The organism is Pseudomonadota bacterium, from assembly GCA_018242545.1.
Lineage (GTDB): Bacteria > Pseudomonadota > Alphaproteobacteria > 16-39-46 > 16-39-46 > 16-39-46.
On the sequence record JAFEBT010000051.1, the window covers coordinates 1 to 14,604 of the forward strand.

The following is a 14,604-nucleotide window of genomic DNA, read 5'->3' on the forward strand; positions in this document are numbered from 1 at the left end:
TGCTGGCGGAAATGCGGATCTTGAACAAGATATTGCGCATTTGGCAGGCTTGCATATAGATGCAAATGCCGATAATGAAGGAGCGATTGCAACGCTGAGAGGACATGGAGCGGTGCGTGCAGATATCAATGCAACGCATATTGCTCGAACAAAAGGAGCTGCAGGAGCTGTTCAGGAAGATATCGCACATTTGACTGCCTTGCATATAGATGCAAATGCCGATAATGAGGGAGCGATTGCAACGCTGAGAGGCCATGGAGCGGCGCGTGCAGATATCAATGCAACACATGTTGCCCAGACAATAGCTGCTGGCGGAAATGCGGATCTTGAACAAGATATTGCGCGTTTGGCTGTCTTGCATTTAGATGCAGATCCAGCAAATATGATTGCAATAGATAAGCTAAGGAAAAATAACGGAGGAACACCTACTAACTTTGCCAATATAACAGCTCCTCATATTGCTGCTTGGAAGGGTACAGTAAATGGAGATGAGAAAGAAATTATTGTCCACCTTGCATCAATAAATTTGGCACCAACACTTCCTCATATCCAAGCAACGACTACACTAAGAACAGATCATGCAGGAAATTCAATTCCATGGAGACATATAACAGATCAGCATGTTAATGCGCATATTGCAGCTGGTCATGATGCTCCTCAAAAAGCGAGAATTGTTCACTTGGCAGCTCTTGGATTGCCTGCGAGTCCAGATAATATAAATGCTTTAACGGCGTTACGAGTTAATCATGGAGCAGGTGATACAGATTGGAACTATATTACAGCAGATCATGTTACTGCATATGTTACAGGAGCAAATGCTGACCGAAGAGCAGAAGTTGTCCATTTAGCAGCTCTTAACCTGCCTGCCAGCGCTCAGAATAAAACAGCAATGGAAGCTCTGAGAACTGATAATACTGGTAATCAAGTTCCATGGGCCCGTATTACTGCAGAGCATGTAAATAAATATGTTCTCGCTGAAAACGCGAGTCGGAAAGAAGAAATTGTTCACTTAGCAGCTCAGCATTTACCTGCAAATGATGATAATATTTCAGCAATGAAAGCTTTTAGATCTATTCAGGATGAGGGAAGAATTATTTCCGCTCCTTGGGATGATATAACACGTGCAAGAATTGAAGCATGGGTAAATGAGGGTAATAACGATCGTAAAAAAACTATCGCCTATTTAGCTGTTATTGATTGGAATGCTGAATTCACTGGGAATGGAAGTGGAGATGCAGTTTTGGCTTTAAAAAATGTTGGCACGTCTTATGCAAATATGACTGATGTTCGTTTGCAAGCTTGGATTGATGAAGGTGATGCACAGGTAAAAGAACGCATTGCTCATCTTGCTGCTCTTAATTTAGATTCAAATGCAAGACATTTGGGTGCTATGAGAGCACTAAAAACAGATCATGCAGGTGCCCAAATAGATTGGAATTATATTACAAGAGATCATATTACAGCTTATGCTGCAGAAGCAGACGCAGACAGATTAGAAGAAATTGTTCATTTAGCAGCGCTTAATCTCCCTGCTGATGCTAATAATAGGGCGGCGATGGAAGCATTGAGAACAGATAATGCCGGGAACCCAATTGGTTGGGATCATATAACAGCAGATCATGTAAATGCCTATATTGCCGAAGCAGATGTAAATCGGAGAGCAGAAATTGTTCATCTAGCAGCTCTTCATTTAGCTGCAGACGCAAATACCATTCCTGCTATGACAGCCTTGAGAACAGATAATGCACATAATGCAATAGATTGGGATCATATTACAGCAGCTCATGTTAATGCTTATTTTGTTGCAATAGATGTAAATCGGAAAGCAGAAATTGTTCATTTAGCAGCTCTTAATTTGCCTGCAAATCCTGATAACATCAGAGCTATGGAAGCTTTAAGGACTAAAGGTACCAAAGCAGAGAAGAGGTTTCCTAATATTGATGCTACACGTATTGCAGATTGGATTGTGGCTAATCCAGCAAGGTAAGTAACTTTTGAGATAGAAAAGTTGTAATTGAAATTATGAGTAAATAGGAAATGGTTAAATAAAGGTGTTTAAATGATCATAAAAAAAATTAAATTCGCAACGTTCGTTCTTTCCGGGTTGCTCCTTACAAATGTTTTATATGGAGCAGCAGAATCATCTACATATCAATCAGGAACTTATACTGGGTTACTTTTTGGGTATAGTGGGATGAATTCTACTGTTAAAGAAGGTAATTATATTCCAGGAAATACAAATGGAAGTGGTAAAAGTACCAAACTTGATTCTGGCATTGTTGGAGAAGCTCTCTTAGGATATCGTCATTTCTTTGAAGGACAAACTCTTTTAGGTTTTGAGCTCGGTTTCTCTTTAGATAATAATGAAGTAACTCAAATTACAAATATTAATAGCAATGGGTATACATCCAGCACAAAATATAAGGCCCCCTTTAAGTTTACACCAGCTTTTGTTTTTGGAAAGCAACTAACACATGATTTCCTTGGATTTATAAAGCTTGGTATGAGTATAAGCCAATTTAAAGGAACGCACTTTTTAAAACGTAATGGAAATACATCCGATCTTGAAAATTTCAAAACGACACGTAATGGATTTATGTGTGCGGTTGGAGGCGAGTATGCGTTGAATGAAAGATTTTCAACATTGGGAATTCTTTCATATGAGAGCTTTGCAAAAATTCACAATACATATGAAGATCCGAGTGGGGGTGCCGTCATTGGATCAAATAATATTGCAGCCTTAAAACCTGAATATATTACTGCAAAAGTTGGTGTTGTTTATCGTTTCTAATATATGACGCCTTATATTCAAAGAAAGACAGGTTTTATAGCCTGTCTTTTTTTATGCATAGACTTGAATCAATCGTCTGAGCATCATATCTGATTCTTGAAGAGATCCTCTTTTTGCTTCAATCTCAAGCGTTTTAAGAAGATTAAGAACATGAAAGAGCTCTTTGGTTGTCCATTTCCTCAAAGCTTCTTCATAAAGGGCTTTATCTTTTAGAGCTAAATGAGGAAATTTTAAAATCCCTGAAGTTCCAGAAAAGTTGGGGCGAATTTCAAGCAATCTTAGGATATGAAAATTTAATAATCTTAAAAAAGAAATAATTGAAAGTTGAGGCATTCCTTCTATTAAATCTTTTCTTTTAAGTAGAAAAGATTCAAGACAATGGGCTTCTGTGGAAAGCGTCTTATTCATAAAAGTAAGATGATCAGAGAGTTTTAAAGATGTTGGTTTCTCAAAGTACAAACAAAAAGGAACCAATTCAGATTTTATAAGATGTGTCTTTTCTTGATAATGATGTACGAGATGCCTTAAAAGAGCGGGCTCTGGCGTATGACCATAGCGTATTAAAAGAGCTTTAATATCCGCTTCGATTTGGGAGGTTGTTGGTGCATAAAGAGCAATAAATCCAATATCTTTAGAAGTCTCACAGAATTTTCTAAGGGAGGACGTTGCTTTGAGATATCCGGCCGTCATAATAAAAAAAGGGCAATTTGGAAGATGCTCTAAAAAAGTTTCCAAAGAGTTTAAAGATGCTTCAGTGAGCTTTTCGATAATAAGAAGAGGAGGAGGACCAAAAAGAGGAGGAGAGCTCAAGATTTCAAGAAGTCGATTAGGGTCTGTCTTAAGAAGCGTTGCCGGCAGCCTTGAAATCGAACGATCCTGATTTTTATTATAGACGCTTTCAAGAAGGGTTGAGAGAGAGGCATCTAATACTTCTTCTTCAAAGCTTGAGAGGAGAACAGCTTTTAGAGAGGGAGGAGGATCTTTGTAAAGAGCATTCAAGTAAAGCTTCAAAGGATGTGTCCTTTAGCTCTTAAGAAGTCTCAACATATGTCCATGGACCTGAGGTGGGGCTGCAACATAACTTGTATCATAAGGTGTTGACGCTTTGCCATCGATGGTTGTCGTGTATCCGCCGGCTTCTTTAACGAGAAGAATTCCTGCGGCAGCATCCCAGGGTTTAATGCCATGTTCCCAATACCCATCAAACCGTCCAGCCGCAACATAAGCAAAATCTAAAGCAGCTGCGCCCAATCTGCGAATGCCGGAAGTTTCGCTGAGGAAAGGAACAAGCTCTGAGACAAAAAGCTCCTTATTCCCATGACCTTTAAAAGGCGTTCCCGTAGCCATGAGGCACTCTGAGAGATCTTTTCTTTCAGAAACCCGAATTCTACGATCATTCATAAACGTGCCCATGCCTTTTTCTGCCCAAAAAAGCTCGTCTTTAATGGGATCATAAACAACGGCAGCAACAATCTCATTTTCTTTTTCAAGACCAATGGAAATTGCAAAGTGCGGAATGCTATGAAGAAAGTTTGTTGTTCCATCCAAAGGATCAATGATCCAACGTTGACTTGCATCCTCTCCAACAATTTCTTCTCCTTCTTCAGTTAAGAAGCCTATGGTAGGACGGGCTTTTTTAAGTTCTTCTCGGAGAGTTCGATCGGATCTTAAATCTGCATTCGACACAAAATCAGCCGGACCTTTTTTAGAAATCTGAAGGTTTCCGATTTCACCAAAATCTCGCACAAGACCTCGTGCAGCTTTTAAAGCGGCTTGGATCATAACATTTACGGTGGCTGATTTGGCTTGACCGCGGCCTCCTAACAGATCTCTCATGGACTTTCTTTCATTTAAATAAGGTTATGATTTATTTTGCGCGCTCGACGTAAGTGCCATCTTCCGTGTTAACGACAACCTTTGTGCCAGACTCAATGTGGGGAGGAACCAAAATACGAATACCATTTTCAAGAAGAGCGGGTTTATAAGACGATGTTGCCGTTTGTCCTTTAACAACGGGATCTGCTTCCACAATTTCCATAACAACCGTATCGGGAAGTTTGAGGCTAATGATTTCACCTTCATAGGAAGAGAGTGTTACAATCATCCCTTCTTTGAGATAAGGTGCAACGTCTTCAGGAACGATATCGCCCCCCAAAGAAAGCTGTTCATAATTTTGAGTATCCATAAAAGCGTAGTTTTCACCATCTTTATAAAGAAATTGAGCTTCCCTTTCATCTAAATGAACGCGTTCAACGTCTTCACTGGATCTGAAGCGTTCGTTTAATTTTGTTCCTGTACGAATATCTTTAAGTTCGACTTGTAAGTAAGCTCCGCCTTTTCCAGGTTGGGTATGTTGGATTTTAACAGCGACCCAAAGTCGGTTTTGATGTTGGATCAAGAATCCTGGACGAATAGCATTTCCGTTGATTTTCATATAAATTTTTCCTTTATGTTAATTTCTATAAATTCAGTATCATAAATTTAAGTGCCTTGATAGATTTTAATCATTTTTGAAAGCATCTCGAGGGCCTCTTCTTCGGGGCGTTTAAAACAATTGCGTCCAATGATGGATCCTGTTCCTCCGCCTTCATAAATTGCTTTTGTTTCTTCTAAAACATCCGAGACGGAGTGTGTTTCACCGCCTGAAAACACAACCAATCGGCGTCCATCAAAACACGATTGAACGACATGTTTAACACGTTCCTGAAGGGTTTTAGCTGGAACATATTTTTCATAAAGAGGAAACGAAGCATCGTTTTCAAGAAAGGCCGTCGGGAGTTTAACTTTAATAATATGGGCGCCTAAAAGAGCAGCCATATGCGCACCATAAGAAATAACATTGAGGGATTGCTCTCCTTCCTTTGAAACGTGCCCCCTTGGATAGGACCAAACAACAACGGCAAGACCAGCGGCTTTTGCTTCTTGAGTCAAATGCTGAAGTTTCTCAAACATTTCATAAGTATGGTTGGATCCAGGATAAATTGTGTAGCCAATGGCAGCGCACCCCAAGCGAAGAGCGTCTTCAACAGATCCTGTAATGGCCTGGTTTGAATCTTCTTTTGAGGGAACAAGGCTTGTGCCACTATTGACTTTTAAAATCAGAGGAATGAGCCCTGCGTATGTGCTTGCCAGACTTTCAATAAATCCCAAGGGGGCAGCAAATCCGGAGAGACCCGCTTTTAAAGCTAAAGAAATGTGATAGTGTGGATCGTAAGCTGAAGGATTCATGGAAAAGGAGCGTCCAGGTCCATGTTCAAATCCTTGGTCAATCGGATAGATAATGAGATGACCCGTCCCAGAAAGTTTTCCTTGCATCAAGAGACGCACAAGTTGTGCTTTTGTCCCAGGACAATCACTTTCATAAAAACTTAGAATTTTTTGAATCTGTTGCGGCATTCCCATTGTGTTTTCCTTATCCAAAGATTTTAATCAAAAGAATACCTTCTTTTTAGGCGTTTGCACAAAACCATGCAAGAAAGATTTTTGTGTTGAGACGCTTTTAAGTTCTTATCGCTTAAATTGATATAAGAGAAAGGCATCAAATGATGACAACAAAGAATAAGAAAAGTTTATGTTTAGTAAACGTTATTTTTTAAGGGTTAGTAAACATGAAATGTTCAATGAGTGGGTAATGGAGGAAGTAAATTTATAAATTTTTATAAGACAAAAAATCGAGATGAAACACCCAAACTCAGTTAAAATATTATTGAAATGGTGCTTTAAATATCTACGTTCCTTCGTGCGTTTAAAATCGTTTTTTACTCAGCAAAGGGTTTTTTCTCTTTGAGAATTTCCTCAATTTCAGAGGAAGACAAATCAACGGCTTTAGAAATTGTTTCTATTTCTATTCCCATAGCGTGCATTTGAAGAGCTATTTTTTTGGTTGCAAGCTTTTCACCATCCTTAAAAGTCTTATTCATCATCAAATCATCTGCTTCTAAAGCTAGACGTGACTTTAAATAAGCATCATACTCAGCTTCTGTGAGTTTATATTGTTCTATCGCCTCGTAAGCTTCAAGAACAAAAGGGTCTTTAATGGTAGAAGGAGGAGTATCTGTTTTTTGCCAGCCTGTTAGAAAGTAGAGCCAATAGTCTTCGACACTTGTCAGCTCCTCTTGTGTTTTCTTAAATTTTGAAAGTTCAATAAAAACATAAGAGAGAGAAAAAAGATATCTCCGTTTTGTCTTAGATTCGACATTCAAGTGATAGCTAATACAATCAATGTCTTCTTCAAATAAATTACGGGGGGTTAAAGACAGCAAAATAACGGGCATAAGATGGTCATGAGACTTTCCTTTAATGGCCTGGGAGACATAAGCATGAGCCGCATAACATTGAACACGATTTAAAAAAGAAGCTTCAGGCTTATTTTGCATTTCTATAATGTATGTTTTTTTGGATTGATCAACACATTTAAGATCAAAGATGCTTCGCCGTCCGGCTTCAAAGCTTGGCAGCTCTTCTTGAGAAATAAAATCAATGTGTTCGATTTTTTCTCCTTCTTTTAAACGCAAGACAGCATTTAAAAAATCCATTAAGCGACCTTTATCTGAAAAAACTTTTTTAAAAGTAATATCATTGGTTGGATCAAGATATCGGGTGATCATATTGTTCTCTTATATAATGAAAGTTCTTTTTAAGAAATATCATTTTTATTCTGAAAAGCGCAACTTAAAACCGAAGCATGGGCAAAGCTTTAACATCAAAAAATTGATGAAAACGTGTAGATATGAGCTCTTTTATGCCAAGAAGAGAAGCAAGAAGGAGCCTTATTGCTTTTTGTGATGACGATAACATGCCCAAAATGATTTTTTTCCCATTTTGGGCATGTTAGATTTTTGGATTCATATAATGTAAGGGTTGATATCTTCCCGCTTCTAATGATCTTCTTTAAAAAGAATCCCTTTTTTCTCAAGAATTTTTTTTACTTCTTCTGCGGTAATGCGTAACGATTTTGCAATGGTATGAAGATCTATTCCCATCTGAAACATACACTTTGCCGTTTCAACTTTTTCTTCTGTGCGTCCCTCATTGAGTCCTTCAATACGCCCTTCAATATGTCCTTCAATACGTCCTTCAGCACGTCCATCTGCATAAAATGCCTCCTGTCCAGCTTTGATCGAAGATAGTTTCATGTCTACAGATTCATATTCGAGAAGTTCTTCTTGGCTCCATCCAAATCGATTAAGTTCTTCATAGGCTTTTTTCAGGATATGATCGGACCCAACGATGTGGATAAGATCTTCTTCTTTGGTCTCTGCAGCATGCTTAAAAAAGTAGGCCCACTTTTGAAGAGGTGTCTTTAAGTCTTCTTTTTGATCCTTAAATTTATCCAATTCTAAAAATACAAATTTAAATCCATCCAAGTCATTTTCTTGGGTTTGGATATCTCTTATCTCATGATAGGAGATGTATCCTTCTTTCTTGGGAAACAAAGTTTCATCATAAATAGCTAAAAATTGTACATTTTTTAGATCTTTGTAATCCACATGTGTATCGCGTTGGTTAATATACGTGCGCGATGCATAATATTGCGCTCTTTTTGTAAATCCTGGATCTCGAGCAACCTGCATTTCTATAATAAATTTTGTGTGATTTTGATCTTCACATAGAACATCTACAATGCTTTGCCGTTCCGCTGCAATAGCAGGGTCTTGATTTGGTTTTAAGAACGTGATTGTTTGAATAGGGTTATTTTTAAGTTTCAAAACATCATTTAAAAAATGAATTAAAATATCTGAGTTTCGTTCCGTCCCAAAAATTCTCTTAAATGCTAAATCATTTTTTGGATCTAAAAATTTAGAAAGCATAGGAGTTCCTTTCTATTCCTCTTTCTTCACGCATGACATATTTTCCTTGAATTTTCAATAAAATTCCTTCCATGGGCAATTTACGACACAGGATTTTTGAATCAACTTAAATATCTTTCTGCATCCCTCCTTTTGAACTTTTTTCAAAATAAAGGGCAATAAGCAAAATATCTTTAAATAATAAGGATCTTGCTTTTTAAGATAAATCTATTAAAAATAAAGTCTTATTTAGAGGAAAATAGCAAGATGGATTTAGATTTTATTGAGGTAGAGGTCTCTTATACCTCACTTTCAAATACGCCCCTCTTTACAGTTGGAGAATTGTCCCAGTCACTTAAACGAACAGTAGAATCTACTTTTTCCCATGTTAGGGTCCGAGGCGAAATATCTGGCTTTAAGAAGCATACATCAGGGCATGTTTATCTTTCTCTGAAAGATCAAGACGCTCTTATTTCAGTTGTTTGTTGGAAAGGTGTTTATCAAAGCTTTTCATTAAATCTTGAAGACGGGATGGATGTTATTGCAACAGGCCGAGTGACTACATACCCAGGCCGTTCCCAGTATCAACTTGTTCTTGAAAAGGTTGAATTAGCAGGGCGAGGTGCTCTTTTAAAAATTTTGGAAGAAAGAAAAGAAAGGCTGCGTCAAGAAGGTTTATTTGAGAGCATTTATAAAAAACAACTTCCCTATCTACCGCGTGTTATTGGTATTATTACCTCGCCCACGGGAGCTGTTATTCAAGATATTCTTCATCGATTAAGAGAAAGATTCCCCGTTCATGTTTTAATCTGGCCTGTGAGTGTCCAAGGAGAGAATTCTGCACAACAAGTTGCATCGGCCATAGAAGGATTTAATGCTTTGAGAGAGGATGGAGCCCTTCCGAGGCCTGACCTTCTAATCGTTGCACGCGGGGGGGGAAGTCTCGAAGACCTTTGGGCTTTTAATGAAGAATGCGTGATTCGTGCTGCTTTTAAAAGCGAAATTCCTCTTATTTCCGCGATCGGGCATGAAACGGATGTGACGTTGATTGATTTTGTTTCTGATAAGCGCGCGCCAACGCCGACAGCTGCTGCTGAAATGGCTGTTCCAGTTCGTGCTGATCTTTTAGAAAAAATTATAGATCAGCACCGACGTTTAATTCTTCTTGGTCGCCAATGCCTTGTTAAAGAAGCTCAAAATCTTCGTATTCTTCAAGAAAAACTTGGAAGCCCAAAACGGTTGATTGAGGTTCATATACAGAAATTAGATGACCTTTCTGAAAAACTTATTTTGAGCCTTGAGAAAAGAATTCTTCAAGCACGTTTGCATTTCTTAAACATACTTCCAAGGCTTAAAAAACCTCAAGACCTTATTACACATGGGGAACATCGTTTGAAATCTTTAGAGGTTGCTTTAACACATGCCCTCAAAATGATTTTTTCAAATCAAGAACGCCTTTTAAAGCAAGCAGAAATTGTTCTTGAAATGACATCTTATACAAAAATCTTAGAACGTGGATTTGTTTTAGTGCGAGATCAAAAGACACAAGTTCCCATAACCTCTGCTCTCAAAGCTCAAGAAAACCAAACCTTATCCCTTATATTTAAGGATGGAGAAAGAGATGTTATTGTTAAGAGATGAAAAAGCCCTCTTGAAGCAAACGAATTCTTTCTGTACAAGAAGAGAATGAAGTTTAATTTAACGATAAAGGGAATTTAAAATGATGTCATCTGTTCAAGGTGAGGGCTTTAATTATATGTCACTCGTGCCTTTTGTTCTTATTTTTGTTGTAATGTATTTTCTGCTTATTCGTCCTCAACAAAAACGTGTGCGTCAACAACAAGACATGTTAAAGAGTATTGTTAAAGGCGATAAAGTGTTGACTTCTGGTGGAATTATTGCAACTGTTTTAAAAGTCGTTAATGATCAGGAACTCGAAGTTGAGATTTCTGAGGGTGTTAAAGTGCGTTTAATGCGCTCAATGGTTGCAGATGTCTTGAATCGCTCTTCTAACCTTGCTCCACGAGAAGGAATATCTTCTTCTGATAAGAAAGAAGATACTAAAGTTAAGAAACTGGCTTCTAAAAAAAGTCAAAAGCAAGAAAAAAAGAAATAAATCTTAGAAGTTAAAAGGTTTTTTTATGTCAACACCATACTGGAAAACAGCTCTTATTCTTTTAACCTGCTTTATTGGAATTTGGTTTGCACTTCCGAATTTGTTTTCCAAAAATGTATTGGAGACGTTGCCTTCTTGGTTTCCCAAAACGCAAGTTAACTTGGGGTTGGATCTTCAAGGAGGCAGCCATCTTCTCCTGGAGGCAGACTTAAAAAACGTTGTTCATGAATACTTAACAGGCCTTTTAGATTCAACGCGGACCGTCTTACGAAAAGATAAAATTGGATATGCGCATTTACGCACAGATCTTGCACAGCATGCGATTGTTTTTGAATTAAGGGAAGCGCTTGAAGGCGAAGCTCATTCCCGTCTTTTTAAAATTCTTCAAAATATAGATCCTGATTTTACTGTCCAAATTGAGGGCATTCACGTGACCCTTTCTCTTTCTGAATTTGCAGTTGCAAAGCGAGAAAAGTCAGCAATTAGTCAATCTATTGAAATCGTAAGACGACGCATTGACGAAACAGGCACCAAAGAACCAACGATCCAGCAGCAGGGAAGCAATCGTATTTTAATTCAATTGCCTGGAATTGATAACCCGGAGCATGTTAAAAATTTACTTGGTCAAACAGCAAAACTTTCATTTCGTCTTTTAGATGATAGCGTTTCTCTTGAAGAAGCGCTTGCTGGTCAAGTTCCAACGGGTTCAGAAGTTTTAGAGTCCGAAGAAATTGCCTCGCATAAAGTACATTATGTTGTTCGAAAAGCTATTCTTGTTTCGGGAGAAACATTGGTGGATGCGCAGCCGAGCTTCGATGATAAAGGAAGAGCTTCTGTTTCCTTTAAATTTGATGCGATTGGTGCTAAGAAATTTGCCGATGCTACCCGCGCCAATGTTGGTAAGCGGTTTGCGATCATTTTGGATAATAAAGTTATTAGTGCGCCTGTTATTTCAGAGCCAATTACAGGAGGCCATGGTTCTATTACAGGAAACTTTTCTGTTCAGGAAGCCAGTGATTTTGCTTTGCTCTTAAGAGCGGGTGCTCTGCCTGCTCCTCTGCATGTTCTTGAAGAGCGGACAGTAGGACCTGATTTAGGGGCCGATTCTATTTCTGCCGGACAGCATGCGACGATCTTTTCCATCATTTTAATTGCTATTTTTATGGTCGTGGCTTACGCTGCGGTTGGCTTTATTGCTGATATTGCCATGGTTTTTAATCTTATTCTCCTCATTGCAGCTCTTTCTCAGCTCGGTGCAACTTTAACGCTTCCAGGGATTGCTGGTATCGCTTTAACCCTCGGTATTGCCGTAGATGCCAACGTCTTAATTAATGAGCGCATTAAAGAAGAAATGCGTCTTGGAAAACGTCTGCTTGTTGCGATTGATTCGGGATACAAACGGGCGATGTCGACCATTATTGACTCCAACTTGACAACGCTTATTGGAAGTTTGTTGCTTTATATCTTTGGAACAGGCCCAATTCGCGGATTCGCTGTAACGCTTTCAATCGGAATTTTGATTTCGATGTTTACAGCGGTTTCTTTGACGCGACTCATTCTATTGTCTTGGGTGCAATGGCGTCACCCTAAAACCCTTTGGATTTAAAAGAGGATTTAAATGACCTTTAAGTGGCATGGCCTTTCCCTTATTCCTCATGGAACATCAATTGACTTTATACGTATCCGACATGTTACCTATTTGATATCGATTCTTATTACGGCCATTACATTTGTGATGCTTTGGATCAATGGTCTTAATTTGGGGATTGACTTCAAGGGCGGCATTCTCATTGAAGTTCAAACGAAAGGTCCTGCAAATCTCAAAGAACTAAGAGATCATGTATCCCATCTTGATTTAGGGGAAGTTGCGCTTCAAGAATTTGGACGTTCAGATGAGGTCCTCATCCGTTTGGCGCGTCAAGAAGGGGGTGAACAAGGACAAATTCAGGCGATTTCAAAAATTCAAAAAGCTTTAGGAGACGATGTTTCTTTTAGACGTATTGAAACTGTTGGTCCTAAGATGGGAGAGGAATTAATCAACAATGGCATCTATGCTGTTTTTTGGTGTTTGGTTGCGATGTTGATTTATATTTGGTTTCGATTTGAATTGCACTTTGCTATTTGCGCGATTATTGCCCTTTTTCATGATGCTATCGCAGTCTTAGCTCTTTATACAATCTTTCATTTTGAGTTTAATTCCCAAGCGATTGTTGCCATTCTTATGACCGTTGGATATTCCATAAATGACACGGTTGTTATTTATGACCGTATCCGAGAAAACTTACGTAAGTATAAAGCGATGCCTGATCGTGAGCTCATTAATTTAAGTATTAATGAGACTCTCTCTCGGACAATCTTAACGTCTTCCACAACACTCTTATCTCTCATTGCCCTTTATGTTTTTGGCGGAGAAGTTGTGGCGGAATATTCTTTGCCGCTTATTATTGGCATTACGTTTGGAACCTATTCTTCTATTTTTCTATCGGCGCCTCTTCTTTTGTTCTTTAACTTGCGCCGTAAAAACCAGAGTGCAGAAAAAATTCCCCAAAAAGCATAAATTAACGGGGAAAAATCGCCGCGCGTTAAGATTTAAGAATATGTGTTATTCATAAAATTCATAAGACTAAAGACTTTTATGAGTTCTATTAATCAAGATTTTTTCTCCTTATTCTTTTTCTACTTTGAAAATTGAAACTGCGGAATTTCAAGGTACACTATTTTCATTTAGAAATAGAGAAGAAATAATATAAGCACAGTCAAACAAGATATTTTTTTTATTCTCTTCCTTCGTTTTTCATATTGATAACTTCATCAATTGTTCCTAAATGAGATTTTTTTAAAAGATTTTTAAGTTCTTCAAATAGAACAGATGTCTTTTCTTCACAATAATTTTCCACAGGTATAATAACTGAAACTTATTCATTACGCTTTGTAAGACATGTTTCTTGTCTCTTTTGAACTTACTGAATAAGTTCAGGAAGATGTGTTTTAGATTTAAACATTTCGATTTTCCATTTCATAAAGATGCTCTTGAAGAAGAGTTTGACTTTTATAGAATGATACCATATGACAGCATAAAATGATCTCTTGTTTTGGAGCAAAGATCAAAATATCTATTCTCACTTTTGAAGGATTTAATGAGATTGATTCTCTTGTTGCTTTTCGGATGCTTAAATGGCTCAGAAAAGAAGATTGGAGTATTAAAATTTGTTGTCCCTATCCTGAAGTTACCTCAATGGGCGGCTTAACCATACAAGCCCAGGAAATGCTTGAAGAATCTCATAAGGCAGATGCGATACTTATTGGGAGTGGTTCTCTAGCACGCGAAACTGTGCAAGATAAGAGAATTATGGAGCGTCTACATCTCAATCCAAGCCGTCAAATTATTGGAGCTCAATGTTCAGGTGCGCTTATCCTTGCAACGCTTGGAATGCTCAAAGATGTTCCTGCTTGCACAGATTCAACGACCAAGCCTTGGATAGAAGACAGAGGGATTGAGGTCCTTAATCAACCGTTATTTGCAAAACAAAATGTTGCAACTGCTGGTGGATGTTTGGCTTCTGCTTATCTAACAGCTTGGGTTATTGCTAAACTTGGTGATTTAGAAGCGGCAAAGAAAACATTACATTATTTTGCGCCTGTCGGAGAAAAGGATGAATTTGTTGAAAAAGCATTAAAAAATATTTCTCCTTATTGTGTTTCTTAAATTTTTTAGGAATCATTTTCTTGAAAATAAGAAATCGTTCCTTGAGAGAGAAAACTTAATTTTAAGTATTACAGTGTCGATCTATCCATTTTTGAACAATCCAAGAAACAAAACGCTGAACACATTGATTATAACGATTAAGGTAAGTTAACGTCAGTTGGATATAAGGAAGAAAAAGGAAGATATTGAAAAGATTGACTTT

The 14,604-nt window shown here is 38.0% G+C and carries 13 protein-coding genes; 7 read left to right on the forward strand and 6 right to left on the reverse strand.

What is annotated here, in order from left to right:
- Positions 1–1,987, forward strand: a 1,987-nt coding sequence (locus JSS34_06740; protein MBS0186017.1) for a hypothetical protein, incomplete at its 5' end; no start/stop codon positions are given.
- 72 nt (positions 1,988–2,059) lie between these two features.
- Complete coding sequence (locus JSS34_06745) at positions 2,060–2,791, forward strand: hypothetical protein (GenBank protein MBS0186018.1); 732 nt, start codon at positions 2,060–2,062, stop codon at positions 2,789–2,791.
- Between the two features lie 51 nt (positions 2,792–2,842).
- Here JSS34_06745 and JSS34_06750 read toward each other — a convergent pair whose 3' ends face one another.
- From JSS34_06750 to JSS34_06775, 6 genes are all read right to left on the reverse strand, one after another.
- On the reverse strand, positions 2,843–3,802 hold the full coding sequence (locus JSS34_06750; protein ID MBS0186019.1) for a hypothetical protein: 960 nt from the start codon (positions 3,800–3,802) through the stop codon (positions 2,843–2,845).
- A 12-nt stretch (positions 3,803–3,814) separates the two neighbouring features.
- Entirely contained in the window at positions 3,815–4,627 is an 813-nt protein-coding gene (locus JSS34_06755; GenBank protein MBS0186020.1) for an inositol monophosphatase, read from the reverse strand.
- A 31-nt stretch (positions 4,628–4,658) separates the two neighbouring features.
- Positions 4,659–5,225, reverse strand: a complete 567-nt coding sequence (gene efp / locus JSS34_06760) for an elongation factor P (GenBank protein MBS0186021.1) — start codon at positions 5,223–5,225, stop codon at positions 4,659–4,661.
- Positions 5,226–5,272: 47 nt separating this feature from the next.
- Positions 5,273–6,193: a class I fructose-bisphosphate aldolase gene (locus JSS34_06765; protein ID MBS0186022.1), complete on the reverse strand. Its 921-nt coding sequence runs from the start codon at positions 6,191–6,193 to the stop codon at positions 5,273–5,275.
- Positions 6,194–6,549: 356 nt separating this feature from the next.
- Positions 6,550–7,398, reverse strand: coding sequence for an Rpn family recombination-promoting nuclease/putative transposase (locus JSS34_06770; GenBank protein MBS0186023.1), 849 nt, complete (start codon positions 7,396–7,398; stop codon positions 6,550–6,552).
- A 270-nt stretch (positions 7,399–7,668) separates the two neighbouring features.
- A complete protein-coding gene (locus JSS34_06775; protein ID MBS0186024.1) occupies positions 7,669–8,601 on the reverse strand; it encodes an Rpn family recombination-promoting nuclease/putative transposase in 933 nt (310 codons plus the stop codon).
- A gap of 246 nt (positions 8,602–8,847) precedes the next feature.
- Here JSS34_06775 and JSS34_06780 point away from each other — a divergent pair, with 246 nt between their 5' ends.
- The 5 genes from JSS34_06780 (at position 8,848) to JSS34_06800 (ending at position 14,402) form a co-directional block, all read left to right on the forward strand.
- A complete protein-coding gene (locus JSS34_06780; protein ID MBS0186025.1) occupies positions 8,848–10,221 on the forward strand; it encodes an exodeoxyribonuclease VII large subunit in 1,374 nt (457 codons plus the stop codon).
- 79 nt (positions 10,222–10,300) lie between these two features.
- Positions 10,301–10,696 carry a preprotein translocase subunit YajC gene (gene yajC / locus JSS34_06785; GenBank protein ID MBS0186026.1) on the forward strand — a complete coding sequence of 132 codons (396 nt, stop codon included), beginning with the start codon at positions 10,301–10,303 and terminating at the stop codon, positions 10,694–10,696.
- Between the two features lie 25 nt (positions 10,697–10,721).
- A complete protein-coding gene (gene secD / locus JSS34_06790; GenBank protein ID MBS0186027.1) occupies positions 10,722–12,302 on the forward strand; it encodes a protein translocase subunit SecD in 1,581 nt (526 codons plus the stop codon).
- Positions 12,303–12,314: 12 nt separating this feature from the next.
- Positions 12,315–13,253, forward strand: coding sequence for a protein translocase subunit SecF (gene secF / locus JSS34_06795; GenBank protein ID MBS0186028.1), 939 nt, complete (start codon positions 12,315–12,317; stop codon positions 13,251–13,253).
- 546 nt (positions 13,254–13,799) lie between these two features.
- Positions 13,800–14,402, forward strand: a complete 603-nt coding sequence (locus JSS34_06800) for a DJ-1/PfpI family protein (GenBank protein MBS0186029.1) — start codon at positions 13,800–13,802, stop codon at positions 14,400–14,402.
- Positions 14,403–14,604: the final 202 nt, after the last annotated feature.

What these genes read in the sequence shown, in the direction of transcription:
- yajC (MBS0186026.1), top strand. Translation starts at nt 10,301, where the DNA reads ATGATGTCATCTGTTCAAGGTGAGGGCTTTAATTATATGTCACTCGTG.
- JSS34_06765 (MBS0186022.1), bottom strand. Translation starts at nt 6,193, where the DNA reads ATGGGAATGCCGCAACAGATTCAAAAAATTCTAAGTTTTTATGAAAGT.
- secD (MBS0186027.1), top strand. Translation starts at nt 10,722, where the DNA reads ATGTCAACACCATACTGGAAAACAGCTCTTATTCTTTTAACCTGCTTT.
- JSS34_06745 (MBS0186018.1), top strand. Translation starts at nt 2,060, where the DNA reads ATGATCATAAAAAAAATTAAATTCGCAACGTTCGTTCTTTCCGGGTTG.
- efp (MBS0186021.1), bottom strand. Translation starts at nt 5,225, where the DNA reads ATGAAAATCAACGGAAATGCTATTCGTCCAGGATTCTTGATCCAACAT.
- JSS34_06775 (MBS0186024.1), bottom strand. Translation starts at nt 8,601, where the DNA reads ATGCTTTCTAAATTTTTAGATCCAAAAAATGATTTAGCATTTAAGAGA.
- JSS34_06780 (MBS0186025.1), top strand. Translation starts at nt 8,848, where the DNA reads ATGGATTTAGATTTTATTGAGGTAGAGGTCTCTTATACCTCACTTTCA.
- secF (MBS0186028.1), top strand. Translation starts at nt 12,315, where the DNA reads ATGACCTTTAAGTGGCATGGCCTTTCCCTTATTCCTCATGGAACATCA.
- JSS34_06770 (MBS0186023.1), bottom strand. Translation starts at nt 7,398, where the DNA reads ATGATCACCCGATATCTTGATCCAACCAATGATATTACTTTTAAAAAA.
- JSS34_06755 (MBS0186020.1), bottom strand. Translation starts at nt 4,627, where the DNA reads ATGAGAGATCTGTTAGGAGGCCGCGGTCAAGCCAAATCAGCCACCGTA.